We start from the raw sequence: 23,731 nt of genomic DNA, 5'->3' as shown, positions 1-23,731 counted from the left end.
ATCTCTGCATGTGGTCGCTGGTGCGGTGCTCCGCCGTATCAAGCCTATACGCTCAGCTCAGCTCGAATTTGAGGATTTGATCAGCCGGTATCAGGAGACATTCAATGCTTCAGATATCATGTCGGAAACTTTGCACTGTCGTGTCAGTTGGGGCCTTGTGGGTAGTGTTCGCTTCGGCGCAACCAATCTCGTCGCCAGTGCATACGAAGACTCTCATCGCGGTGATGCATTCCGATCTGCGCATCCTCGACCCGACCTTCACCGGCGCGTATATCACGCGCGATCACGGCTACATGATCTTTGACACTTTGCTCGCCACCGACTCCGAATTCAGGATTCGGCCTCAGATGGCGGATTGGAAGGTCTCCGACGACAAGCTCACCTACACCTTTACCCTTCGCGACGGACTGAAATGGCATGATGGCAGCCCGGTCACCGCGGAAGACTGCGTTGCGTCGCTCAAGCGCTGGAGCAAGAACGAGACCATGGGCCAGACGCTGATGGACTTCACGGCCAGCATTGACGCCACTGACGACAGAACCATCACGCTGAAACTGAAAGAGCCTTACGGGTTAGTGCTGGAATCGATTGGAAAACCTTCATCGATCGTTCCGTTTATGATGCCCAAGCGTCTGGCCGAAACGCCGCCGGGCCAGCAAATCAAGGAGCAGGTTGGCTCCGGTCCCTTCAAGTTCGTTCAGTCCGAATTCCAACCTGGCGTAAAGGCCGTCTACGAGAAAAACACGGACTACGTGCCGCGTAAGGAGCCGCCGAATTGGACGTCGGGCGGTAAGGTCGCAATGGTCGATCGGGTCGAATGGATCAGGATGCCAGATGCACAGACCGCCGTGAACGCGCTGCAATCGGGCGACATCGACTTCATGGAGAATATCCCTTTCGATCTCGTGACGAAGTTGGCAGCCAACAAGGACTTGAAGCTTGAGACCCTGGACAAGCATGGCTTCCAGATCGTCGGACGCATGAATTTTCTCTACCCGCCGTTCGATAACGTCCTGGTGCGCCGCGCGGCGTTGCTGGCGCTGAACCAGAAGGATGTGCTGGACGCACTGGTCGGTAATTCAGACTACTACCGGGTGTGTGGCGCGGTTTTCGGTTGTGATACGCCGCTGGCCACCGACGCGGGCTCGGAATCGCTGGTGAAAGGTAATGGCATCGCACAAGCAGCGAAGCTGCTTGCGGAGTCCGGCTACGACGGCACGCCTGTTGTGATCATGGCGCCCGGCGACGTCCTGGTTTTCAAGGCACAACCGATCGTCGCGGCGCAACTGCTGCGTAGGGCTGGTTTCAACGTGGACCTGCAGGCGACCGATTGGCAAACAGTGGTCTCCCGTCGCGCCAGCCAGAAGCCGCCCAAAGAGGGTGGTTGGAACCTGTTTTTCACCAACTTCATCATTGCCGATGTGGTGGACCCCGTTGTCAATATATTGGTCAACGGTCGTGGCAGGAACGGTGGTTGGTTTGGTTGGCCGGAATCTGCCCGACTCGAAGCGCTGAAAGACCAGTTCGTGCGTGCATCCACGCCGGCCGAGCAGCAGAAGATTGCGGCAGATATCCAGGCGGTCGTCTATGATCAGGTGATCTATGTCCCCCTCGGGCAATGGCGCGGGGTCAGCGCGTGGCGAAGATCGCTCTCAGGCGTGCTTGACGGCCCTGCCACGCCGATCTTCTGGAACGTCGACAAGTCGGAGTGAAGCGCGAATCTCATGGTCCATTCTTCGTTGCGCGATCATGCAATCGAAGTGAGCTGTGGCCGTCGTTACGTAGGCGGTTGATCGAGGGCTACATTGCATTCTATCTGGTGGATTGGATCGGATCGTGATCGTTCGCGTTCTCGACGGCCGCAGGGATATCGAACGAGAGTTTTCCAAATGACCTTACCCCATATCGACGGCGCGATCCGCGATGGCCGACATCATATGCAGGTCCGTGTCTATTACGAGGACACCGATTTTTCCGGCATTGTCTACCACGCCAATTATTTGCGCTTCATGGAGCGCGGGCGCACCAATCATCTCCGATTGATGGGCGCCGAACAAAACGCGCTGTTCGAGGAGGCGCAGGAGGAGACGGGCGGCTTCGCCTTCGTGGTGCGCTCGATGACGCTGGACTTCCTGAAGCCCGCGCGGATGGACGACATGCTCGACGTCGTGACCTGGCCGATCGCGGTGAAGGGCGCCTCCATCATGCTCGCGCAGGAGGTCAGGCGCGGCGATGACGTGCTTGTGAAGGCGCAGGTGCGTGTCGCCTTCGTCAGTCAGGGCAGGGCACAGCCGATTCCGAAGTCCATCCGTGCGCTGATGAAGGCCGATCTGGCCTAACTATCGGGCGATAGGAAACGCCCCATCGACTCTTCATCCAGCGACGATAGATTTGCGCGTGACAAAACAACCGCGAGGGATCGCCGATGTCACGCCCGCCACTGCCGCCCTTTACCCGCGAGACCGCCGCGCAGAAGGCGCGCATGGCGGAGGATGCCTGGAATTCGCGCGACCCGGTTCGGGTTGCCGGCGCCTATACCGAGGACAGCCGCTGGCGCAATCGCTCCGAGGTGTTCGAGGGCCGCGAAGCGATCGTGGCCTTCCTGACCCGTAAATGGGAAAAGGAGCGGGAGTATCGCCTGATCAAGGATCTCTGGGCGTTCGACGGCAACCGCATCGCGGTGCGCTTCCAGTACGAATGGCACGATGCCGGCGGCAACTGGTTTCGCTCCTACGGCAACGAGCAGTGGGAGTTCGACGAGCACGGTCTGATGCGCCGCCGTGAGGCCTCGATCAACGACATCGCGATTGCGGAGAAGGACCGCCGCTTCCACTGGCCCGCGCCGGGCCCGCGTCCGGCCGATGTGCCCGGGTTGGGGCAGGAGCCGTTTTGATCCGCTCTTCGTAGCCCGGATGGAGCGAAAGCGAAATCCGGGGCAGTCTCTGATGCGGTGAGATCGATCCCGGATTGCGCTGCGCTCCATCCGGGCTACGGGTCGTTGTGGGGACTCATCGAAAACGTTTGCGCGTCTCGATGAGCACTGGTTTGTGCTGGTCGGCGTTGCAACCTCACCGCGTCCGCCGGACCCATTGCATGCCAATTAAACGTTCTAGAGTCATTGCGCTCGCGGGCTGCCTGCTCGCGACCGCCCTCAATCTTGCCCAGCCCGCGGCTGCGCAGAGCAGCGCGGACCATTCCGCAAAATGGGGGGCGCTGTTTCGCACTCAGGTCGCCAAGTGTTGGCGTAAACCTGCCCCCGTTGGGGACGAGGCAGCGAACATAAAGTTGGTTCTCGAGATCAAGCTGACGCGCGAGGGCTCGCTGGCGGAGCAACCGTCGGTGTCGTCGCAGAACAGTCCGGCCGTGTCAGGCTACTCCCAAGCCTATCGCAGGAGCGCGCTGCAAGCGATCACGCTCTGCCAGCCATATTCCTTGCCGGCCGAATATTACGATGAATGGAAATACTTCATGCCGGTATTTCTTGAGGTGCCGTCCCCTCTCGGCGGGAAGGGGAAGCCTGCAGCCGGGGAGCTCGATAAGCGGAAGCTTTCGATTTGCCGAGGCTGCTGACGTAACAGCAGGCAGCGCACGCGGAAGCAGCCCCACCTATCCCTCTCCCCGTGAAGAACGGGGGAGAGGGGGCGCAGTGTGCTTACGCCGCCGCCTTGTGCCGGGCGATCTCGGCCTTGTAGAGCTCGAACTCTTCCGCGACCGCCTTCGCGACCGACGGCCTCGTGCGCAGGCGCTCGTAGTAGGCCTTCAGCGCCGGCCATTTCGCGAGCTCGATCGGCGGCGTTGCCATGGTCCAGTTGATGACCGTGACGAGATAGGCGTCGGCGACGCTGAAATGATCCAGCAAATACTCGCGGCCCTTCAGGTGGTCTTCGACATAGTCGAGCCGCGAGACGTATTTCTCCAGCGCGTAGGACTTGGCGTCCGGCGGCGCCTTCTTGTCGAGCAGCGGCAGGAACAGGCCCTTGTGCAACTCGGTGCCGATGAAGCACAGCCATTGATGCAGCTTCGAACGCTCGGCGTTCGACGCGGTGCCGAGGCCGGCCCGCGGGAACTGGTCGGCGACATATTGCAGGATCGCGGCGTTCTCGGTCAGCACGACGCCGTCGTCGGTGCGTAGCGTCGGCACCAGGCCGAGCGGGTTGACCTTGTTGAAGTCGGTGCCGTCGTTGCGCACCTGCTTGGTCTTCGGATCGACCTCGAGATAGTTGGCCGGCTGGCCCGCTTCATAGAACGCGACGCGGGTCGCCATCGAGCAGGCAAGCGGCGAGAAATAAAGGTCCATAGGTGCCTCCTTGGGGCGTCTGGCGCGGGTGTCCCGGCCGTTGTTGATTTTTGTACTGTCTTGGATAATATTGAAGGCGTCAAGGAATTAAATGCGAAATGGTACAAAAAAGTAAGAGGCCGCCATCTGCTGCCAAAATCGAATCACCCGTCGCACCGAAGCGGCGCGGGCGGCCGCGCGCCTATGAGCCCGAGGTCGCGCTCGGCAAGGCGCTCGATCTGTTCCGCCGCGACGGCTTCGCCGCGACCTCGCTCGATGATCTGAGTGCTGCGACCGGCATGAATCGGCCGAGCCTCTATGGCGCGTTCGGCGACAAGCGCGAGCTCTACATCAAGAGCTACCAGCGCTACCGCGACGACGCGCGCGCGGCGATGGTCGACATCTTCCGTGCCGATGCGCCGCTGCGCGAGCGGCTGGAGCGCATCTATCGCATCGCGCTCGACATCTATCTCTCCGGCGAGTCCGGCCCGCGCGGCTGCTTCACGGTGATGACCGCAGCATCCGAGGCGGTGTCGGATCCTGGTATCCGCACCATGGTGGTGGAGGGACTGACCGAGCTCGACAAGGCGTTCGGCATCTGCTTCCGCCATGCCAAGGAGCGCGGCGAACTGCCCGAGGGCGCCGATCCGGCGGCACTGGCGCATCTTGCCTCCGCCACCATCCACACCATCGCGATCCGTGCCCGCGCCCGCGTGCCGCGCTGGGAACTCGAGACGATCGTGAAGGGCGCCCTCGACGTGTTGTGCGCGGCCAAATAGAGGCGGCGAAGTTTCTTCGGCAGCAAATGTCGGGTGCTGTTTTTCCCGCCCGTCTTCCGTAAGGTCTCTCAACCTACGGAAGTGGAATATCATGGGAAAAGTCAGGACTTCGGCATTCTCGGTCTCGATCGACGGATTTGGCGCCGCGCCACGGCAGAGCCTCCAAAATCCATTCGGCGAAGGTGGCATGGCGCTGCCAGGCTGGTTCCTCCAGACGCGAACGTTTCGCCAGACCTTCGGCCAGGATGGCGGCAGCACCGGTCTCGATGACGAGATCGCGCGCAAAGCGATGGAAAATATCGGCGCCTGGATCCTCGGGCGGAACATGTTCGGCCCGATCCGCGGGCCGTGGCCGGATCATGCCTGGAAGGGCTGGTGGGGCGCCAATCCGCCGTATCACACGCCGGTGTTCGTGCTGACCCATCACGCGCGGCCTGACATCGAAATGGAAGGCGGCACCACGTTTCATTTCGTGACCGACGGCATTCACGCCGCGCTCGAGCGGGCGCGCGCCGTTGCGGGGGACAAGGACATCCGGGTCGGCGGCGGCGTGTCGCTGGTGCGCCAATTCCTTCAGGCACGTCTGCTCGACGAGGTGCAACTGGCGCTGTCGCCGGTGCTGCTCGGGGCCGGCGAGAATCTGTTCGCTGGCATTGATCTGCCCGCGCTCGGCTATGCCGTCGTCTCGCATGTCGCGAGTCCGAACGCCACGCACGTCACTTTCGCGCGCAAGACATCCTGAACGGTTCACACCCGCGTCAGCGGACAAAAATTTGCCGTTGACGCGACCGCCGTTCGATCGTATTTAACCCATAGGTTATTTAACCGATGAGCTAAGTACATGCCGCTCGATCCCCTCACTTCGACCTTCGCGGCGCTGGCCGATCCGACCCGGCGCGCGATCCTGGCGCGGCTCGCGCTCGGCGAGACCTCGGTGATGGAGCTGGCAAAGCCGTTCGACATGAGCCTGCCGGCGATCTCCAAACACCTGAAGGTGCTGGAGCATGCCGGGTTGATCTCGCGCGGGCGCGAGGCGCAGTGGCGGCCGTGCCGCATCGCGCCAGCTTCGTTCAAAGAGGTCGACGGCTGGCTCGGGAATTTCCGCCGCTTCTGGGACGAGAGCTTCAACCGCCTCGACGGTCTGCTCGAGGAGATGAAGGCGGAGGAGGCCGCAAAGGCCCCGCCGCACACCACCCGTAAAGTCAGAGTAAAGAAGGAGAAGCAACGTGGACGCACGCGTGGATAAGACGCTGAGGATCACCACCCCGTCGGATTTCGAGTTCGCCATGACGCGCCAGTTCGACGCGCCGCGGCGGTTCGTGTTCGACGCCATGACGAAGCCCGAATACGTCGTGCGTTGGCTCGGCTGCGAGCAGCTCACAATGCCGGTGTGCGAGATCGACCTGCGCGTCGGCGGCGCCTATCGGTTCGTGTTCCGGTCGTCCGACGGCGTCGAGCACATCCTCACCGGCACCTATCGCGAAGTGGTGCGCCCGGAGCGGCTGGCATTCGGCGAGATCTTTGCGATGCCGGGCTTCACCAGCGACGAATATCTCGTCATCTCGACCTTCGTCGAGGACGGCGGCACCACTACGCTGACCACCACCATCCGCCATCCCACCAAGGAGGCGCGTGACGGTCATCTCAATTCCGGCATCGACAAGGGCGTCGAGCCCGCCTACGACCGGCTCGCGGAGATCGTTGCCGAGATGGGTTGAGGCCTTGGCCGAGAGTTGCGCTTCGCCAGCGAAGCGCTGCTCCATCCACATGGTCGTCCCTGCGAAAGCAGGGACCCATACCCCGCGGCCGGTGTAGTGAAACAGACTCGTCGTTCCACTATCGCGCGTCGATAAGCATCGGTGGTTATGGGTCCCTGCTTTCGCAGGGACGACACTGCCTCAATACCCTCGCGTGCGATCGACCAGGTTCTCCAGCGCACCACCTTGCTCGAAGCGCGCGATCTGCTGCGCGACGTATTTCGAGATCTCGTCGGCGTCAGTGTCGGCGGCGTTGTGCGGCGTCAGCACCACCTTCGGGTGGCTCCAGAACGGGCTGTCCTGCGGCAGCGGTTCGGTCTCGAAGACGTCGAGCGAGGCCGCGCCCAGCGTGCCGTCGTCAAGCGCGCGCAGAATGTCCGCTTCGTTCTGCAAGCCGCCGCGGCCGGCATTGATGATGACGGGCGCGCCGAGCGGGCTGCTACGATTGAGTTTCGCGAACGCGTCGCGATTCAGCACGTGGCGGGTATCGGGCGTCAGCGGCAGCAGGCAGACCAGGATGTTGGTCTCGCGCAGGAACGCGTCCAGCCCTTCGGTGCCGTGGTGGCAGGCGATGCCGTCGATCCGCTTCTCGCTGCGGCTCCAGCCGACGACGCGGAAGCCGAGCGCGCGCAGCGCATGCGCCGAGGCCGCGCCGAGCGTGCCGAGCCCCATCACGCCGACGGTGATCGCGCTTGCGGCCCATTGATAGTCCGGCGCCCAGCGCCTCAATCGCTGCGACTCCCGCAGATAGAGCTCCTGGCGGTGATGCATCAGCACATGCAGCACGACATATTCGGTCATGCGGTCGGTGAGATCGCCGACCGCGACCCGCACCAGCGGCACGTCGGGCAGCGAGCGGTCGGCCATCAGCGCGTCGACGCCGGCGCCGAGATTGAAGATGACGCGGAGGTTCTTGAACGCCGCGAGCTCGCCCGGCTTCGGCTTCCACACCGCGGCATAGTGCACCTCGGCGGGATCGAGCGCGCCGTCCGGCAGCAGCACCACGGGGCGGTCCGGGCAGACCGTGTCGAATCGCGCCTTCCAGCGCGCCGACGACCAGTTTTCCGAGCCGCCATTGATCAGCAGCGCCAGTGCGCCCTTACCCATCCGGATACCTCCAATTTCAATGTGATATATATCACAGAGCGAGCCTGGCTCGTTCCCTAGTCTCCTGCCATCAACCGGGGAGAACTTCCATGCGCAAGCTGATCCTGATCGCGGCTTTCATCGCAGCCACCGCCACCACCGCGCACGCCGGCCAGAGCCGCGGCCTGGTGCTCGCAAATGCCGACACGCCAGCTCAGGCGCAACCGGCCGTTGCGCCCGCTCCGGCCGAAGCCCAGCCGGCCCCGTCGCAGGCCCAGTCGGCCGAGGCCCCGCGGCCGCAGGCGTCGCGGCCGGTGAAGAGGAGCCGGGCCAGCCGCCGGGAGAGCGACGAGGCCAAGGCGCGCCGGATCGCCGCTCGTTACGGCGTCTATTGGTGATCGCAGCATCGTCGCCACGGTGATGACCTGACGCGCCATCGCTGTGGCCTCAGCCTTCAGTCTGTCGCGACGCGCCATGAAGCGTCGGCCCAATCCATCGCCGGCATCCGGAACCTAAATTTCTTTCGCGCCGCCTGTCGGCAGCGGGCATAATCGTTCGTTCTTGCAATGAATGGAGATGCCTTTTCGATGCTGTACGCCATCCTCTGCTATCATGACGAAGACATGGTCGGTTCCTGGAGTAAGGAGCACGACGCCTCGGTCATGCAGAAATTGTCGGTCGTGCAGGACAAGCTCGCCAAGCAGGGCCGGCTCGGTCCGGTGGCGCGGCTGCTGCCGACCACCGCGGCGACTACGCTGCGCAAGGAAAACCCGCCGCTGGTGCTCGACGGCCCGTTCGCCGAAACCAAGGAGCAGCTGCTCGGCTTCTATCTGGTCGAGGGCAAGAACCTCGACGAGGTGCTCGACATTGCGCGCGACCTCGGCGAGGCCAATCCCGGCGGCACCTATGAGATCCGCCCGGTCGGCTACTTCAATCAGGGGGGCACGAAGGCGTGAGCATGACCGACACCGCCTGGATCGATGCCGCGCTGACGTCGGCGCGTCCCCAGGCGGTGGGCGCACTGCTGCGCTACTTCCGCAATCTCGATACCGCCGAGGAGGCCTTCCAGAACGCCTGTCTGCGGGCGCTGAAGAGCTGGCCGCAGAACGGCCCGCCGCGCGATCCCGCGGCGTGGCTGATCATGGTCGGCCGCAATGTCGCGATCGACGACATCAGGCGCGGCAAGAAGCAGGAGGCGTTGCCCGACGACGACCAGGCGATCTCCGACCTCGGCGATGCCGAGGAGGAGCTCGCCGAGCGCCTCGACGGTTCGCATTACCGCGACGATATCCTGCGGCTGTTGTTCATCTGCTGCCACAAGGACCTGCCGGCGACGCAGCAGATCGCGCTCGCGCTGCGCATCGTCTCCGGCCTGTCGGTGAAGCAGATCGCGCGCGCCTTCCTGGTCTCGGAAGCCGCGATGGAGCAGCGCATCACGCGGGCCAAGACCCGCGTCGCCGACGCCGATGTGCCGTTCGAGACGCCGGGCGCGGTCGAGCGCAGCGAGCGGCTCGTCTCGGTCGCCGCGATGATCTATCTGATCTTCAACGAGGGCTATTCGGCGAGCGGCGACACCGCTCAAATCCGCTCGCCGCTGTGCGAGGAGGCGATTCGGCTGGCCCGCCTGCTGCTGCGGCTGTTCCAGAGCGAGCCGGAGATCATGGGGCTGACCGCGCTGTTGCTGTTGCAGCATGCCCGCGCCGCCGCGCGGTTCGACGCAGATGGCGCGGTGATCCTGCTCGACGACCAGGACCGCAGCCTGTGGAACCAGAAGCTGATCGCCGAAGGCCTCGCGCTGATCGACAAGGCGATGCGCCATCGCCGCAGCGGGCCCTATCAGGTGCAGGCCGCGATCGCCGCACTCCACGCCCGCGCGGAGAAGCCCGAAGATACCGACTGGACCCAGATCGACCTGCTCTATGGCGCGCTCGAGATCATGCAGCCGTCGCCGGTGATCACGCTGAATCGCGCCGTTGCGGTCTCCAAGGTGAAGGGACCGCAAGCCGCGCTCGAGATGATCGAGCCCTTGGCGCCGCGGCTATCGAATTATTTTCATTATTTCGGCGTGCGCGGCGCCTTCCTGATGCAGCTCGGCCGCAACGAGGAGGCCCGCGTCACCTTCGACCGTGCCATCGCGCTCGCCAACACCACCGCCGAAGCCGCCCATATCCGCATGCATATCGACCGCCTGATGCGCGACAGCCAGCCGCGCAACGTGAAGGCGAAGTAGCGGCCAGTGCTTGGGTCGCTCTAAGCTGAGAGACTTCCCGCGTGAACCCCTCTCCCTAACCCTCCCCCACAAGGGGGGAGGGTTCCCCTCCGCCGGTGCTTCCCTCACGTCGGATTATCAAGCGCTGAAATCTTGTGAACGAGCGCAAGTGAGGTGAGCGCGCTCGACAGGCTCCCTCCCCCCTTGTGGGGGAGGGTTGGGGAGAGGGGTAAGCCCCAGGCGAGCTGACCGATGTGTGCGTCGCTCTCGCAACTCTGGTCGCGGCTGCGAAAAATCTTCACCGCCCTTGTCGGCCCCGCGCTCCTCCGTTCGTCATGAAGGCAGAGAGCACCACCAAGCGTTACGGAGCCTGCCATGCCGACGATCGTTGACACCGAAATCTCGAAGCCCGCCCGCATCACTGGCCGCGTCGTCAGCGGCGTGGTCGTCCTTTTCCTGTTGTTCGATGGCGCCATCAAGCTGTTGCCATTGCCCGTCGTCACCGAGACCATGGACAAGATGGGCTTTGGTGCGAGCGATACGCTGGCGCGCAGCCTCGGCATCATCACCATCGTCTGCACGCTGCTGTACTCGGTGCCGCCGACCTCGATCCTCGGCGCCATCCTGCTCACCGGCTATCTCGGCGGCGCGATCGCGTCCCATGTGCGGATCGGCAGCCCGCTGTTCAGCCACACCCTGTTCGGGCTCTATCTCGGCCTGATGGTGTGGGGCGGGCTCTATCTGCGCGACGGCAATCTGCGCGCGCTGCTTCCGTTCCGCCGCTGAGCTATCATCTCAATTGATCTACCTGGAGACCATCATGTTCGAGACCATTGCCATCATCGCGGTCATCCTCGCGATTGCGATTGCCGTCATCCTCGTCCTCGCGGCGACCAAGCCGAGCACGTTCCGCGTCACGCGTGCGACCAGTATCAATGCGCCGGCGGAACGGATCTTTCCATTGATCGACGATTTCCGGCAGTGGACGGTCTGGTCGCCTTACGAGAACCGGGACCCGGCCATGAAGCGCAGCTATGACGGCGCCGGGCGCGGGCAGGGGGCGGTCTATGCCTGGGACGGCAACAAGAATGTCGGCACCGGTCGCATGGAGATCCTGCAATCGTCCGCGCCGTCGAAGGTCGTCATCAAGCTCGACTTCCTCAAGCCGTTTGAGGGCCACAACACCGCCGAGTTCACAATGCTGCCGCAGGGAGATGCGACCAGCGTCACATGGACGATGTATGGTCCGGCCGTCTTCATGTCGAAGGTGATGCAGGTGTTCATGAACCTGGATCACATGATCGGCAAGGATTTCGAGGTCGGTCTCGCCAATCTGAAGAAGCTGACTGAAAAATAGCGCGCGTTTTCGAGCGAAGTGGTTACCGGTTCGCGCGAAGAAAACGCCTCAAACGAAAATCTACCCCAGGGAGCATGTGATGCAGGTCAACCCCTATCTCTCTTACGACGGCAATTGCGGCGCCGCGCTGAATTTCTACCAGAAGGTTCTCGGTGCGCGGATCGAGGAAACCTATCCCTACGGCGAGGGCAATCCGGAGATGCAGACGCCGCCCGGATGGAAGGACAAGATCATGCACGCCCGGGTCTCGATTGACGGCGAGATCATCATGGCCTCCGACGCCCCGCCCGGCCACTTCCAGAAGCCGCAAGGGTTTCACGTCTCGCTGCAGGTCGAGGATCCCGCGGAAGCCGAGCGTCGCTTCAAGGCGCTGTCCGAAGGCGGCACGGTCACCATGCCGTTCGGCAAGACCTTCTTCTCCAACGGCTTCGGCATGTGCGTCGATCAGTTCGGCATCCCCTGGATGGTGAACTGCCCGCAGCAGATGTAAGTCAAGATCAACGTCTGCTCTGGCGCCGCGATCCGCGCTCCATCACCGTCATCCTGAGGTGGCCGCTTCTTCAGCGGCCCTCGAAGGATCGACGCCCGACTGGTGGCCGCTCATCCTTCGAGGCTCGCTCCGCTCGCACCTCAGGATGACGGTCTGGTAGCGTTGCCGCGCGAAGAAAGACGCAATCCGCGCCGCTACCTGCACCGCGGATAGATCGCCGCAAGCTCGCGGCCGCGCAGCAGCAGCAGGCGCGAGGTCAGGCCGCCACGGCGCACGATCCAGCCGCGCACCGGCGCCGGATAGGCCTCCAGCACCGCCTCGGATGCTTCCGGCTCGGCATAGGTCCGGCCGCGCCGGTCGATCGAGCGCGCGGCGTGGAAGCCGAGCACGGCGCGCCGCGTCACGCAGATGCGGTCGCCCGGCACCATCGAGAGCACCAGCGTGCAGGCCGACAGGCACGGCCCGTCGATCACCACGCGCTCTCCGGACTCCCGCACCTTTTCGAACAGGTCGATGAATGGGCCGACCTGCCCACCGGGGCTGGCGAGGATTCGGACGTCGGCCTGCGCGCAGCCGATCGTTGCGCAGAGGGCTGCCGCCGCGACAAACATTTTCATCAGCGCAATCCAGGCCCGCGATGCGGTCGAGGTCCCGCCGCATCTGAAGTCGCAAGGCTCGCGCCGGAATGGGGCATCGTCAAGACCGATGCCCCTTTCACGATAGCAGGCGGGCTCAGGCTGCCCGGTTCTTGAGCGCGCCCACGATCGCCGTGAGCACCGCGCCGGCAACGCCGCCGCCGGCGACCTGTCCGATGATGCTGCCGATGTCAGGTGCAGCACCTGAATTGGCGAGCAGTGGGATCAGCATGCCCAGAAGCTGTCCGCCCGCGCCGCCGCCGATGGCGCCCGCGATGGTGTTTCCGAGCGTGCCGAGATCGATGTTCTTGGCCGCTCCGGCGGCGACATTGCCGCCGACGGCTCCGCTGATGATTTGAATGATCAGATTAATGAGGACTCCCGACATGACGCGATTTCTCCCCGGTATCTGGTTCAGTATGGCTGAGGCGCCGAATGGCGTCCGGCCGGCGCAGAGGTTAGGCCTCCAGCGCGCAGAGGTCATGCTGCGCACGCGAAGATTGCGGCCCGTGCGGGCGGTATGCACCGGCTTTTTGGGGAGTTGTTCAGCTAGGCTGCGTCCCTAGCCTGCACCGGAGACGCCGGCCTCGGCAAAGGTCGCCATGCCGCCATGACAGGCGAGCGCCGCGCGCAGCAGCAGGATCGCAACCCCTGCGCCGGAGGCTTCGCCGAGCCGCATCTCGAGATCGAGCAGGGGCGCGAGCTGCAGTTCACGCAGCAGCTGGCGATGGCCGAGCTCGGCCGAGACATGCCCGGCGCGGCAATGCGCGAGGCCGTTGGGCGCAAGCCGCGCCAGCGGCAGCACCGCCGAGGTCGCGACGAAGCCGTCGAGCAGCACCGGGATCGATCTCGCCCGCGCTGCCAGCACGGCGCCCGCGATGGCCGCGAGCTCGCGGCCGCCGAGCGCGACCGCAACGGCGAGCGGATCGTCGAGCAGGCTGCGATGCAGTTTCAGCGCAGTATCGATCACGGTGCGCTTGCGCAGCAGGCCGGCATCGTCGACGCCGGTGCCGCGGCCGGCCCAGCGCGCGCCGCGCCCGCCCATCAATGCCGCGCACAGCGTCGCGGCGACCGTGGTGTTGGCGATGCCCATCTCGCCGACCACGAGCAGATCGCATTGCTCGGGCACCGTGCGCCAGCCGGTGTCGAAGGCGACCAGGAAATCGGCGCCATCCATCGCCGGCGCCATCGTGAAATCGCGGGTCGGACGTGCGAGCTCGAGCGGCTCGACGCGCAACTCGGCGCCGGCAAGCCTGGCGATCTGGTTGATCGCGGCGCCCCCCGCGGCGAAATTCGCCACCATCTGCGCGGTGACCTCAGAGGGAAAGGCGGAGACGCCGCGTTCGGCGATGCCGTGATTGCCGGCGAACACGGCGATCGTGACCTGGTCGAGCCGGGGGATCTCGCGCCGCTGCCAGCGCGCCAGCCAGATCGCGACCTCTTCCAGCCGGCCGAGGCTGCCCGGCGGCTTGGTCAGGTTCTGCTGGCGCAGCGTGGCCGCCGCGGCGCTTGCCGCGTCGCCTTCGGGCAGCTCGCGACAAAAGCTGCGGATGTCGTCTAGAGTACTGAACTGCATACGATTCCTCGTCGAGCAGGCCGCAAACTAAAGCATGATCCGGAAAAGTGTGAAGCGGTTTTTCCTCGCGACAAATGCGTAGCATTTGCGCGGAGATCATGCCCAAACAAGAAGCTAAAGCGCGATGAGATTCAGCCCGATCTCATCGCGCTTTAGTTCAATTTTCAGGCCTTCACCATGAATCAATGGCTCGACGATCTCAGGACCGCCACCGCCTTTCTGACCCGGCTGCCGATGCCGCATCCGGACGGCGCGCGGCCGGAGGGCTTTGCCCGGGCGCAGCGGCTGTTTCCCCTGGTCGGGGCCGGCATCGGGGCGGCGATCGGCCTGTTCTGCCTGCTGCTGCGAACGATCGGTGTCCCGGACCTCGCCGCGGCGGCGCTGGCGCTCGGCGGCGGCGCGCTGTTGACCGGCGCGCTGCACGAGGACGGGCTCGCCGATGTTGCCGACGGGTTCGGCGGCGGCCGTGACATCGCGGCGAAGCTCGAGATCATGCGCGACAGCCGGCTCGGCACCTATGGCGCGCTGGCGCTGCTGGTGAGCTTTGCCACCAGGCTTGCGGCGCTTGCGGCGCTTCCCAACGGCATGGTGGTTCAGAGCCTGATCGCGGCACATGCGCTCGGCCGCGGCGTGCTGCCGTGGATCGCGATCAGCCTGCCTTACGCGCGCAAGGATGGGCTCGCGGCCAATGCCGGCCGGCCCGACGGCACGATTGCGGCGGTCGCGGCCGGTATTGCGCTGGTGATCGCAATCCTCGTCTTGCCGTTCGGCAGCGCGCTGCTGGCGGCGATCGCGGCCGGCGCGGGCGCATTGATCATGGCGCTGCTGGCAAAGCGGCAGATCGGCGGCCAGACCGGCGACGTGCTTGGTGGGGCAGAGCAGGTTGCGGAGACCGCGATCCTGGTGCTGCTCGCGGCGCGGATCGGGTAAGCGGCGATGAATCGCGAAATGCATCTCTGGCTGATCCGCCACGCGCCGGTCGACGGTCCGCGCGGCGTGATCCACGCGCCGGATGCGCCGGCTGATCTCGGCGATGCCGCGGCCTTTGTAGCGCTAAAGGCGCGGCTGCCGGCTGACGCTTTCGCGGTGTGCAGTCCGGCGCGGCGCACAAGCGAGACCGCCGTGCGGCTCGGCCTCACGGCAACCGCGGATGATGCCTTTCGCGAGCAGGATTTTGGCGACTGGACCGGCCGCCGCCACAGCGAGATCGAGGCCGAACTCGGCGCCGCGGCCTATCGCGCGTTCTGGCAATCGCCGGGCACCAACCGACCGCCGGGTGGTGAAAGCTTTGCGGATCAGATCACGCGGGCGCGGGCGGGGCTGGCGCGCCTGCCGGCCGGCGACGTCGTGCTGGTCGTGCACTCCGGCACCATCCGCGCGATCCTCGCAATCGCGCTCGAGCTCGCGCCGGAGCTTGCGCTCCGCTTCGTCATCGATCCGCTGTCGCTGACTCGGATTGATCGGCTGGCAGGCGCGTGGCGTGTCGTTGCGGTGAACCTGCCGCCGCTACCAACCCCGTCATCCTGAGGTGCGAGCTCTTGCGAGCCTCGAAGGATGCACGGCCACCAGCCGGGCCGTCGACCCTTCGAGACGCGCTACGCGCTCCTCAGGGTGACGGTGATAGATCAAGCGCGCAGCTCCATCCCGTCATTGCGAGGAGCGTCAGCGACGAAGCAATCCATTTCTCCGCTTGCGGCGCGATGGATTGCTTCGCTTCGCTCGCAATGACGGAGAGAGGATCCGCGTTGCTACCCATTCCGCCGCTGGCCGCGCAGGGTCGGCAGGCCGATGCCGGCGGCGTCGAAGCCGCCGTCGACGGCGAGGATCTGGCCGGTGATGTAGCTGGCGCGATCCGAGCACAGGAAGAAGATCGCTTCCGCAAGCTCCTCCTCCAGCCCGTAGCGGTTGAGGGGGATCGCGTCGTGATAGTCGGCGCGGATCTCGGGCGTGTGCACGGCCTTGGCCATCGCGGTCTCGACCGGCCCGGGCGCCACGCCGTTGACGCGGATGCCGAGCGAGGCGAGCTCCACCGCGAGCTGCTTGGTGAGGTGCGCAAGGCCGGCCTTGCTGGTGCCGTAGGCCGAGCGCAGCGTCGAGGCGCGCACCGCCGAGATCGAGGTGATGTTGACGATCGCGCCGCCGCCATGCTCGCGCATCACAGGAGCGGCGGCCTTGGTGCACAGGAACGGGCCGGTGAGGTTGACCGCCATGATCCGGTTCCAGTCGGCGTCCGAGGTCTCCAGCACCGGCGTGAACACGGCGATGCCGGCGTTGTTGACCAGCGCGTCGAGCCGGCCGAAGCGGCCCGTGATCGCCGCGATCGCGGCCGCCACGCCAGCGGCGTCCGATACGTCGCAGGTCAGCGCCAGCGTCGCGTCAGGCTGCTTCAATGCCGCGACCGCGCTCTCCAGCAGCGCGCCCTCGATGTCGAGCAGCGCGACGCGCCAGCCGTCAGCGAGAAAGCGTTTCGCTGCGGCAAGCCCGATGCCGCGCGCGGCGCCGGTCACGAGTGCGACTTTGGGGGAAGCGGAATTCATCGGATCGTCCATCGGTTCGGGCAGCAAGCCCCGACCGTCTGCGACCTTTACTCCGACGTGTCAACCCGATGCGGATTCTTCGTCATTCGGGGCGCGGCTCGAAGGATGCACGGCCACCAGCCCGGGCCGTCCATCCTTCGAGGATCGCACCGCAACCTACGCCGCGAGCTCGGCGGAGGCGCGCTGCATGTTTGTCGACATGTCCTGCGTGACGATGCTCTGCTCCTCGACCGCGGCGGCGGTGGAGGTGATGTATTCGTTGACGCCGGCGATCGCGGCCTTGATCTCGGACAGCGAGGTCACCACTTCGGCGGCGATCGAGTTCAGCGCATCGATCTCCGAGGAGATCGTGTCGGTCGCCTGCTTGGCCTGGTTGGCGAGGCTCTTCACCTCCGAGGCCACCACCGCGAAGCCACGGCCGGCTTCGCCCGCACGCGCCGATTCGATCGTGGCGTTGAGCGCGAGCAGGTTGATCTGCCCGGTGATGCTCGAGATCATCTCGACGATGCCGCTCATCGCCTGTGCTGCGGCGTTGAGCTTCTGCGCCTGTCCGTCGGCAGCCTCGACGCGGCCGCTGGCGACCGCGGCGTTCTGCTTCGACTTGGTCATGGTCTCCGAGATCTCGCGGATCGAAGCGCTCATCTCTTCGCTGCCGGCGGCAACCGCCTCGATCAGGCCGCGCGCGCTGTCGGCCTTCTTGCGGCCGATCGCCTGCGCGGTGATGTCGGTGGCGTATTTCACCACCTTGTAGGGTTTGCCGTTGAGATCGAGGATCGGGTTGTAGGAGGCCTGGATCCAGATCTCGCGGCCGCCCTTGGCGATGCGCTTGTATTCGGCGGCCTGGAACTCGCCGCGGTTCAGCGCCCCCCAGAACTCGCGGTAGCCCGACGAACTCGCCTCTACCGGCTCGACGAACATGCTGTGATGTTTGCCCTGAATCTCGGCGAGCAGATAGCCCATCGCGGCGAGGAAGTTCGGGTTCGCGGTGCGGATCGTGCCGTCCATGTTGAACTCGATCACGGCTTGCGACTTGCCGATGGCGTCGATCTGGCCGTCATTGTCGGCGGCCTTCAGCTTCTGCTGCGTGACGTCGGTTGCGAACTTGACGACCTTGAACGGTTTGCCGCGGTCGTCGAGGATCGGGTTGTAGCTGGCGAGGATCCAGATCTCTTTGGCGCCCTTGGCGAGCCGCTTGAACTCGCCGGTCTCGAACTCGCCGCGGTTCAGCCGTGCCCAGAAATCGCGATAGGCCGGGCTGTCGCGGTCGGCCGGCGGCATGAACATGCTGTGATGCTTGCCCTGAATCTCGGCGAGCGAGTAACCCATCGCGCCGAGGAAGTTCTCGTTGGCATTGACGATGGTGCCGTCCATGTTGAACTCGATCACCGCCTGCGCGCGGCCGATCGCGGCGATCTTGCCGGCGTCTTCCATGCTGTGGATCTTCTGCGCGGTGATGTCGGTGGCGAACTTGATGACGCCGACCGGCTTGCCGTTCTTGTCCGTGATCGGATTGTAGGAGGCCTGGATCCAGACTTCGCGGCCGCCCTTGGCAACGCGCTTGTACTGGGCGGCCTGGAATTCGCCGCGGTTGAGGCTCGCCCAGAACGCGCGATAGTCGTGGCTGTCACGATACGCCGGCTCGACGAACATGCTGTGGTGCTTGCCCCTGATCTCGTCGAGCGAGTAGCCCATCGCGTTCAGGAAGTTTTCGTTCGCGGTGACGATGGTGCCGTCGAGCTTGAACTCGATCACCGCCTGCGATTTGCCGATCGCTGCGGCTTGCGCCAGCGCACTGTCAATGTTTGCCTTGTTGCTGAAACTGAACATCAGGGCTCCGTGAAGGTTCAAATGAAACGGGATGGGAAATTGGATTGACGCAACTCACGGAAAGGTTGCAGCGAGCCGTTTAGCATCGGTAAAGCCTGCGGCCTGGCACGGACTGCACAATGCAGCGCGGCGCGCGCGCATCTATCTCAGATTGCGAAGTAATTTTCTGATGTGCACGCTATCATCCATAGTCGTGATGCGATGTTCACCGTAATCTTACGGACGAAAATTGGTGACAACTTTGGTCTGATGCGGATGATCGCAACGCGTCTACTTCAGCGCCGCTGATAGACCTATTACGAACGTTGATATGGCTGACTGCTTCACGGATCGATTCATCACCGCGATTCGCGTGCTCAACGAATGCGCGTCGCGTCGATGCCCGCTCTCGGCGCCGGGCGACGGGCAAAAAATTTCCGCACGAGATGTCGGCAGAGCGGTTTCCGGTCCGTCCTCCGGATACTGGTTCCACAATGGAGTTCTGATGTCACTGACCCTGCATTACCACCCGCTGTCCTCGTTCTGCTGGAAGGCGCTGGTCGCGCTTTATGAGAACGGCGCGCCGTTCACGCCGAACATGGTCAATCTCGGCGATCCCGCCGAGCGCGCGGCGCTGCTCGCGCTGTCGCCGATCGGCCGGTTTCCCGTCCTCCACGACGAAGCGCGCGGCGAGGCGGTGCCTGAATCGAGCATCGTTATCGAATATCTCGACCGGCACTATCCTGGCACCGTCAGGCTAATTCCTGACGACCCCGAGCTTGCGTTGCAGACCCGGCTACGCGACCGCTTCCTCGATCTCTATATCCATCTGCCGTTGCAGAAGATCGTCGGCGACCGGCTGCGTCCGGCGGACAGCAAGGATCCGCGGGGCGTCGCCGAGGCGCGGGCGCAACTCCGCACCTCCTATGCGACCCTGGATCAGCAGCTCGCGCATGGTGGCTGGATGATGGGCGAGCAGGTCTCGCTGGCAGACTGTGCGGCCGCGCCGGCGCTGTTCTACGGCAACAAGGTCGAGCCGATCGGGGAGGGCCATCCACATCTGGCGGCCTATCTCGAGCGGCTGAAGGCACGACCGTCCTTCGCGCGCGTCCTCAAGGAAGCCGAGCCCTATTTCGGCATGTTCCCCAAGGGGGACTGAACCGACAAGGGAACCTGAGGCTCGGTCAGGACCCCGAAAATAAATCGCGGCGCGATGTCGCTTTCGCGCCGCTCCGTTCGTCTTCTCCCTGAAGCCCGGGTTCTGGAGCGCAAGTCGCGCCCCGGGGCTCGGGCGGCACTTTGTGGGAGACGACATGGCTGCAGCTGGCAACAGGGCGGAGATCATCCGCGGGCTCTTCGCCGCCTATCTCGCCAATGACCGTGCGAGCGTCGAGGCCGCATTCGCCGAGAATTTCCGCTTCTCGACGCCCCATGGCGAGAACATCGACAAGCCGCGTTATTTCGCCGAGTGCTGGCGCGACTCTGGCTGGATCGGCCGCCACGAGATCGAGCGCATCATGGTCGAAGGCGTTGAGGCTTTCGTCACCTATCGCTGCGTCGCCCGCGACGGCAAGAGCTTCCGCAACACCGAGTTCTTCGTGTTCGACGGCGACAAGGTGTCGCGCATCGACGTCTATTTCGGTCCGTCGCATCAGGATGGCGAACTCGTCAGGCAGGATCGATAAGGCAAACTCGGTGATATCGCTCGCCCGATGGTCGCAGGCGAGCACGAATTCTGCGAAGGAAACCCGGAAAATGTCCATTGCAAGTGAAAGCAGCGGCCTGTCGCAGGCACGGCTCGGACGCATGCGCGAGGTGCTGGCGCGCCATGTCGAAGACGGCGACGTTCCGGGCCTCGTGGCGCTGGTCAGCCGTCGCGGCGAGATCCATGCCGATGTGCTTGGACGCATGGCGGTGGACGGGCCGCCGATGCAGCGCGACACCATCTTCCGCATTGCCTCGATGACCAAGCCGGTGACGACGGTCGCCGCGATGATCCTGGTCGAGGAATGCCGGCTCAGGCTCGATGATCCCCTCGATCGCTGGCTGCCCGAGCTCGCCGATCGCCGTGTGTTGCGCACCATCGAATCCGATATCCACGACACGGTGCCGGCCAAGCGCGCGATCACGCTGCGCGACCTTCTGACCTTCCGTCTCGGGCTCGGCATGATCCCCGTGTTTCCGGCGCGCTATCCGATCCAGATGGCGATCGCGGATGCCGGCTTCGCGCCCGGGCCGGTATTTCCGTCGTTTCCGCCGGATGAATTGCTGCGCCGCTACGGCACGCTGCCGCTGGCCTATCAGCCCGGCGAACGCTGGCTCTACAACACCGGGAGCCAGATCCTCGGCGTGTTGATCGCGCGTGTCGCAGGAACCTCGTTCGCGGGCTTCCTGGAGGAGCGGATCTTCGGGCCGCTCGGCATGAACGATACGGCGTTCCATGTGCCGCAGCACAAGCTGTCGCGGTTTGCGACGTGCTATGGCGGCGATCCTACGACCGGCACGCTGAAAGTATTCGACGAACCTGCGACCGGCAGATACGCGGCGCCGCCAGTGTTCGAGAACGGCGGTGCCGGGCTGGTGTCGACCGCGGATGATTTCAACGCCTTCGCGCAGATGCTGCTCAATGGCGGGCGGCTCGGCACCGAGCGCATCCTGTCGCGTCCCTCGGTGGAGTTGATGACTTCGAACCAGATCACGCCGGAGCAGAAACTTGGCTCCGAGTTCTTGCTCGGTTCGTGCGGCTGGGGCTTCGGGCTGTCGGTGTTCACCGCGCGCGACGATCTCTGTCATGTGCCGGGTCGCTACGGCTGGGACGGCGGGTATGGCACCTCCTGGTATTCCGATCCGCGCGAAACGATGACCGGAATCCTGCTGACCCAGCGCATGATGGATTCGCCGGAGCCGCCCAGGGTGTTCTCAGATTTCTGGACGCTCGCCTATCAGGCGATCGATGACTAGCGCGGGGCGTACGTCAATGACCTCGAGAATAATTTCAAACGCCGTGTCGGAATTGCAGACTCTGCATCGTCGTTCAATCGAGCGCCGGTGCTGAGATCGGCACAGAGACAACGGAGCAGGACGATGAAGTTCATGGTGATCGTGAAGGCGAACAAGGATACCGAGGCCGGCGTGATGCCGAGCACCGAGCTGCTCGCCGCGATGGGCAAGTTCAACGAGGAGATGGTCAAGGCCGGCGTGATGCAGGCCGGCGAGGGCCTGCATCCGACCAACAAGGGCGCGCGGGTCAAGTATGCCGGCGGGCAGAGCACCGTGAGCCACGGACCGTTCAGCCCGACCGGAGATCTGGTGTGCGGCTTCTGGCTGATCGAGACCTCCTCGCTCGATGAAGCAATCGACTGGATGAAGCGCGCGCCGTTCGGCGGCGGCTCCGAGATCGAGATCCGCCAGGTGTTCGCCGCGGAGGATTTCGGCGAGGCGCTGACGCCCGAGCTGCGCGAGCAGGGAGAGCGCCTGCGTGCGCAGGCCGGAAAGAATTAACGATTTCGTCAATCCGGGCCTGCGCATCCCGGAATGACGAGGGGAAAGAGTCACACGCGATTCAACAGACAAGGAAGTCCGACCAATGCGTTTCATGATGCTGATGATCCCGCTCGGCTACGAGTCCGCGCCGGCCAAACTCGAGCTCGACCCGGAACGGGTCGCCGCGATGATGCGATACAATCAGGCGCTGAAGGACGCCGGCGTGCTGATCACGCTGGAAGGCCTGCATCCGCCGGCGTCAGGCGCGCGGGTCAAGTTCGATACCGGCGAGCCCATGGTGGTCGACGGCCCCTTTACCGAGGCCAAGGAAGTGATCGGCGGCTTCTGGATGATCGAGGTTGCCTCGCGCGCCGAAGCGATCGCTTGGGCCAAGAAGTGCCCGGCCAGTGCGAACGAGATGATCGAGATCCGCCAGGTGCAGGAGATGGCGGATTTCTCCGAGGAAGTGCAGCAGGCGGCTTCGACCTTCGAGCATCCGCAGGGCGGCTGGGGCAAGGCGCTGCGCTAGATCTCAAACGAGACGCGATGCCGCCGCAAAGCGGCATCGTGTGACCGACCGATCGTCAAACCACCACAACGGAGAAGCACGATGAGCACCAACACTTACCTTGCCGTCTATCTCGGCGGCGGCAAAACCGGTTCGCGCATGACAGCCTGGAACGCGCTGCCGGAGGCCGAACGGCGTGCCAAGGAGCAGCAGGGCATGGCCGCGTGGGGCGCCTGGGTCGAGAAGCACCACGACGTGATCGTCGAGATGGGCGGACCGCTCGGCAACACCAAGCAGGTCGGCGCCGGCGGCACCGCCGACATCGCCAATCTGATGACCGGCTTCACTGTGGTGCGCGCGCCCTCGCATGAGGCGGCAGCAAAGCTGTTCGAGAACCACCCGCACTTTGCGATCTTCCCCGGCGAGGCCGTGGAGATCATGCCGGTGCTGCCGATCCCCGGGCGATAGGGACGCGAAAGCCCCAAACTCACCGCACCTCTCCCGTTTCCTGCGGGAGAGGGCTGCCTTCCCGAGAACGAACGTGTGCTTGTTCGAGATGCCGACAAGCTGCGTGTGCTGATCCGCCCGACGTCGCTCTCGGTTCATGCCGGCCCAAGCAAATCTGAAAACCCCGGGTGGAGGTCTCGCGCCATGGCGAAGCTCGTCTTCGGATTGAACCAGTCGCTGGACGGCTATGTCGATCATCAGGCCATGCTGCCGGACACCGGGCTGTTTCGCCATTTCATCGAGCAGGTGCGCGGCGTGAGCGGCATGCTGTACGGCCGCCGCATGTACGAGGTGATGCGCTATTGGGACGATGACCTCCCTGGCTGGGATGCGGAAGAGCGCGACTATGCGGCAGCGTGGCGGAGCCGGCCCAAGTGGGTCGTGTCGCGCTCGCTGAAGTCGGTCGGACCCAACGCGACGCTCGTCGAGGGGGACCTCGCGGCGGCGGTAAGCGGGCTGAAGGCCCGGCAGGATGGGGAGATCGAGGTCGCCGGACCGGAACTGGCGGGGAACCTGACCGAGTTCGGCCTGATTGACGAGTATCGAATCTACCTCCGGCCGATCGTGCTTGGTCGCGGCAAGCCGTTCTTTGCCGGTCCCCGCGCGCCGCTCCGCCTCATAGCGAGCGATCGGTTGGGCGAGAACACCATCAGGTTGACCTACGTCCCCGCCTAGTCATGCAAACGCGCCTGACGGCTCGGCGAGGCAGGCCTCGGCGGCGTTCA

30 protein-coding genes are annotated in these 23,731 nt (G+C 64.6%); 23 read left to right on the top strand and 7 right to left on the bottom strand.

Translation table 11 applies throughout. From position 1 onward, the window contains the following. Positions 1-104 precede the first annotated feature (104 nt). The 4 genes from ACE103_RS37795 to ACE103_RS37780 all read left to right on the top strand — a co-directional run bounded on the left by ACE103_RS37795 (position 105) and on the right by ACE103_RS37780 (position 3,570). Positions 105-1,712: an ABC transporter substrate-binding protein gene (locus tag ACE103_RS37795; protein ID WP_375777140.1), complete on the top strand. Its 1,608-nt coding sequence runs from the start codon at positions 105-107 to the stop codon at positions 1,710-1,712. 177 nt (positions 1,713-1,889) lie between these two features. After that, entirely contained in the window at positions 1,890-2,339 is a 450-nt protein-coding gene (gene ybgC / locus ACE103_RS37790; RefSeq protein WP_021076499.1) for a tol-pal system-associated acyl-CoA thioesterase, read from the top strand. Between the two features lie 86 nt (positions 2,340-2,425). Continuing rightward, complete coding sequence (locus ACE103_RS37785; protein WP_223966795.1) at positions 2,426-2,893, top strand: nuclear transport factor 2 family protein; 468 nt, start codon at positions 2,426-2,428, stop codon at positions 2,891-2,893. Between the two features lie 200 nt (positions 2,894-3,093). Then, a complete protein-coding gene (locus ACE103_RS37780) occupies positions 3,094-3,570 on the top strand; it encodes a hypothetical protein (protein ID WP_375777139.1) in 477 nt (158 codons plus the stop codon). 82 nt (positions 3,571-3,652) lie between these two features. Here ACE103_RS37780 and ACE103_RS37775 read toward each other — a convergent pair whose 3' ends face one another. Next, positions 3,653-4,297, bottom strand: coding sequence for a glutathione binding-like protein (locus tag ACE103_RS37775; protein ID WP_375777138.1), 645 nt, complete (start codon positions 4,295-4,297; stop codon positions 3,653-3,655). Between the two features lie 98 nt (positions 4,298-4,395). Here ACE103_RS37775 and ACE103_RS37770 point away from each other — a divergent pair, with 98 nt between their 5' ends. The 4 genes from ACE103_RS37770 to ACE103_RS37755 all read left to right on the top strand — a co-directional run bounded on the left by ACE103_RS37770 (position 4,396) and on the right by ACE103_RS37755 (position 6,773). Further along, entirely contained in the window at positions 4,396-5,055 is a 660-nt protein-coding gene (locus ACE103_RS37770; RefSeq protein ID WP_375777137.1) for a TetR/AcrR family transcriptional regulator, read from the top strand. Positions 5,056-5,146: 91 nt separating this feature from the next. After that, entirely contained in the window at positions 5,147-5,797 is a 651-nt protein-coding gene (locus ACE103_RS37765) for a dihydrofolate reductase family protein (RefSeq protein WP_375777136.1), read from the top strand. A 99-nt stretch (positions 5,798-5,896) separates the two neighbouring features. Continuing rightward, positions 5,897-6,301 (top strand): ArsR/SmtB family transcription factor, encoded by a 405-nt coding sequence (locus ACE103_RS37760; RefSeq protein WP_375777135.1) that lies wholly within the window; start codon positions 5,897-5,899, stop codon positions 6,299-6,301. Further along, positions 6,282-6,773 (top strand): SRPBCC domain-containing protein, encoded by a 492-nt coding sequence (locus ACE103_RS37755; protein WP_375777134.1) that lies wholly within the window; start codon positions 6,282-6,284, stop codon positions 6,771-6,773. Before ACE103_RS37760 ends, ACE103_RS37755 begins: the two co-directional genes overlap by 20 nt. Positions 6,774-6,953: 180 nt before the next feature. Here ACE103_RS37755 and ACE103_RS37750 read toward each other — a convergent pair whose 3' ends face one another. Further along, on the bottom strand, positions 6,954-7,919 hold the full coding sequence (locus ACE103_RS37750; protein WP_375777133.1) for a 2-hydroxyacid dehydrogenase: 966 nt from the start codon (positions 7,917-7,919) through the stop codon (positions 6,954-6,956). Between the two features lie 89 nt (positions 7,920-8,008). On the opposite strand from ACE103_RS37750, the gene ACE103_RS37745 reads away from it, so the two are divergent. From ACE103_RS37745 to ACE103_RS37720, 6 genes are all read left to right on the top strand, one after another. Further along, on the top strand, positions 8,009-8,296 hold the full coding sequence (locus ACE103_RS37745) for a hypothetical protein (RefSeq protein WP_375777132.1): 288 nt from the start codon (positions 8,009-8,011) through the stop codon (positions 8,294-8,296). A 189-nt stretch (positions 8,297-8,485) separates the two neighbouring features. Then, a complete protein-coding gene (locus ACE103_RS37740) occupies positions 8,486-8,854 on the top strand; it encodes a YciI family protein (RefSeq protein WP_157347862.1) in 369 nt (122 codons plus the stop codon). Next, positions 8,851-10,128 (top strand): RNA polymerase sigma factor, encoded by a 1,278-nt coding sequence (locus tag ACE103_RS37735; protein ID WP_375777131.1) that lies wholly within the window; start codon positions 8,851-8,853, stop codon positions 10,126-10,128. The genes ACE103_RS37740 and ACE103_RS37735 overlap by 4 nt, the downstream gene beginning before the upstream one ends. A gap of 354 nt (positions 10,129-10,482) precedes the next feature. After that, positions 10,483-10,893, top strand: a complete 411-nt coding sequence (locus ACE103_RS37730; protein ID WP_223966806.1) for a DoxX family protein — start codon at positions 10,483-10,485, stop codon at positions 10,891-10,893. A gap of 34 nt (positions 10,894-10,927) precedes the next feature. Further along, complete coding sequence (locus ACE103_RS37725) at positions 10,928-11,464, top strand: SRPBCC family protein (protein ID WP_223966808.1); 537 nt, start codon at positions 10,928-10,930, stop codon at positions 11,462-11,464. 79 nt (positions 11,465-11,543) lie between these two features. Then, positions 11,544-11,954 carry a VOC family protein gene (locus ACE103_RS37720; protein ID WP_375777130.1) on the top strand — a complete coding sequence of 137 codons (411 nt, stop codon included), beginning with the start codon at positions 11,544-11,546 and terminating at the stop codon, positions 11,952-11,954. A gap of 194 nt (positions 11,955-12,148) precedes the next feature. On the opposite strand, the gene ACE103_RS37715 is transcribed toward ACE103_RS37720, so the two are convergent. The 3 genes from ACE103_RS37715 to cobT form a co-directional block, all read right to left on the bottom strand. Then, positions 12,149-12,571: a hypothetical protein gene (locus ACE103_RS37715; protein ID WP_223966812.1), complete on the bottom strand. Its 423-nt coding sequence runs from the start codon at positions 12,569-12,571 to the stop codon at positions 12,149-12,151. A 115-nt stretch (positions 12,572-12,686) separates the two neighbouring features. Further along, positions 12,687-12,977: a hypothetical protein gene (locus ACE103_RS37710; RefSeq protein ID WP_021080156.1), complete on the bottom strand. Its 291-nt coding sequence runs from the start codon at positions 12,975-12,977 to the stop codon at positions 12,687-12,689. 174 nt (positions 12,978-13,151) lie between these two features. Next, positions 13,152-14,165: a nicotinate-nucleotide--dimethylbenzimidazole phosphoribosyltransferase gene (gene cobT, locus ACE103_RS37705; protein WP_375777129.1), complete on the bottom strand. Its 1,014-nt coding sequence runs from the start codon at positions 14,163-14,165 to the stop codon at positions 13,152-13,154. Between the two features lie 177 nt (positions 14,166-14,342). Here cobT and cobS point away from each other — a divergent pair, with 177 nt between their 5' ends. Both cobS and ACE103_RS37695 read left to right on the top strand, forming a co-directional pair. Continuing rightward, on the top strand, positions 14,343-15,095 hold the full coding sequence (gene cobS, locus ACE103_RS37700; protein WP_375777128.1) for an adenosylcobinamide-GDP ribazoletransferase: 753 nt from the start codon (positions 14,343-14,345) through the stop codon (positions 15,093-15,095). A gap of 6 nt (positions 15,096-15,101) precedes the next feature. Next, positions 15,102-15,692 carry a histidine phosphatase family protein gene (locus ACE103_RS37695; protein ID WP_375777127.1) on the top strand — a complete coding sequence of 197 codons (591 nt, stop codon included), beginning with the start codon at positions 15,102-15,104 and terminating at the stop codon, positions 15,690-15,692. A gap of 221 nt (positions 15,693-15,913) precedes the next feature. Here ACE103_RS37695 and ACE103_RS37690 read toward each other — a convergent pair whose 3' ends face one another. Then, positions 15,914-16,702, bottom strand: a complete 789-nt coding sequence (locus ACE103_RS37690; protein WP_375777126.1) for an SDR family NAD(P)-dependent oxidoreductase — start codon at positions 16,700-16,702, stop codon at positions 15,914-15,916. Between the two features lie 156 nt (positions 16,703-16,858). Beyond that, entirely contained in the window at positions 16,859-18,529 is a 1,671-nt protein-coding gene (locus ACE103_RS37685; protein ID WP_375777125.1) for a PAS domain-containing protein, read from the bottom strand. A 484-nt stretch (positions 18,530-19,013) separates the two neighbouring features. Between ACE103_RS37685 and ACE103_RS37680 the strand changes: the two genes are divergently transcribed. The 7 genes from ACE103_RS37680 (at position 19,014) to ACE103_RS37650 (ending at position 23,681) form a co-directional block, all read left to right on the top strand. After that, the gene (locus ACE103_RS37680) at positions 19,014-19,667 is read left to right on the top strand and encodes a glutathione S-transferase family protein (RefSeq protein WP_375777124.1); all 654 of its coding nucleotides are present in this window, start codon (positions 19,014-19,016) and stop codon (positions 19,665-19,667) included. A gap of 154 nt (positions 19,668-19,821) precedes the next feature. Then, positions 19,822-20,193: a nuclear transport factor 2 family protein gene (locus ACE103_RS37675; RefSeq protein WP_375777123.1), complete on the top strand. Its 372-nt coding sequence runs from the start codon at positions 19,822-19,824 to the stop codon at positions 20,191-20,193. A 70-nt stretch (positions 20,194-20,263) separates the two neighbouring features. After that, the gene (locus ACE103_RS37670) at positions 20,264-21,469 is read left to right on the top strand and encodes a serine hydrolase domain-containing protein (protein ID WP_375777122.1); all 1,206 of its coding nucleotides are present in this window, start codon (positions 20,264-20,266) and stop codon (positions 21,467-21,469) included. A 123-nt stretch (positions 21,470-21,592) separates the two neighbouring features. After that, positions 21,593-22,009 carry a YciI family protein gene (locus ACE103_RS37665; protein ID WP_375777121.1) on the top strand — a complete coding sequence of 139 codons (417 nt, stop codon included), beginning with the start codon at positions 21,593-21,595 and terminating at the stop codon, positions 22,007-22,009. A gap of 85 nt (positions 22,010-22,094) precedes the next feature. Beyond that, on the top strand, positions 22,095-22,520 hold the full coding sequence (locus ACE103_RS37660; protein WP_097676686.1) for a YciI family protein: 426 nt from the start codon (positions 22,095-22,097) through the stop codon (positions 22,518-22,520). Positions 22,521-22,601: 81 nt separating this feature from the next. Then, positions 22,602-22,967: a YciI family protein gene (locus tag ACE103_RS37655; RefSeq protein ID WP_223966830.1), complete on the top strand. Its 366-nt coding sequence runs from the start codon at positions 22,602-22,604 to the stop codon at positions 22,965-22,967. Between the two features lie 183 nt (positions 22,968-23,150). After that, on the top strand, positions 23,151-23,681 hold the full coding sequence (locus ACE103_RS37650) for a dihydrofolate reductase family protein (protein WP_375777120.1): 531 nt from the start codon (positions 23,151-23,153) through the stop codon (positions 23,679-23,681). Positions 23,682-23,731 lie beyond the last annotated feature (50 nt).

It is taken from the genome of Bradyrhizobium sp. ma5 (genome assembly GCF_042258955.1).
Lineage (GTDB): Bacteria > Pseudomonadota > Alphaproteobacteria > Rhizobiales > Xanthobacteraceae > Bradyrhizobium.
The sequence above is the reverse complement of the archived record's forward strand: the minus strand, read 5'-3'. Positions and strand labels throughout refer to the sequence as shown.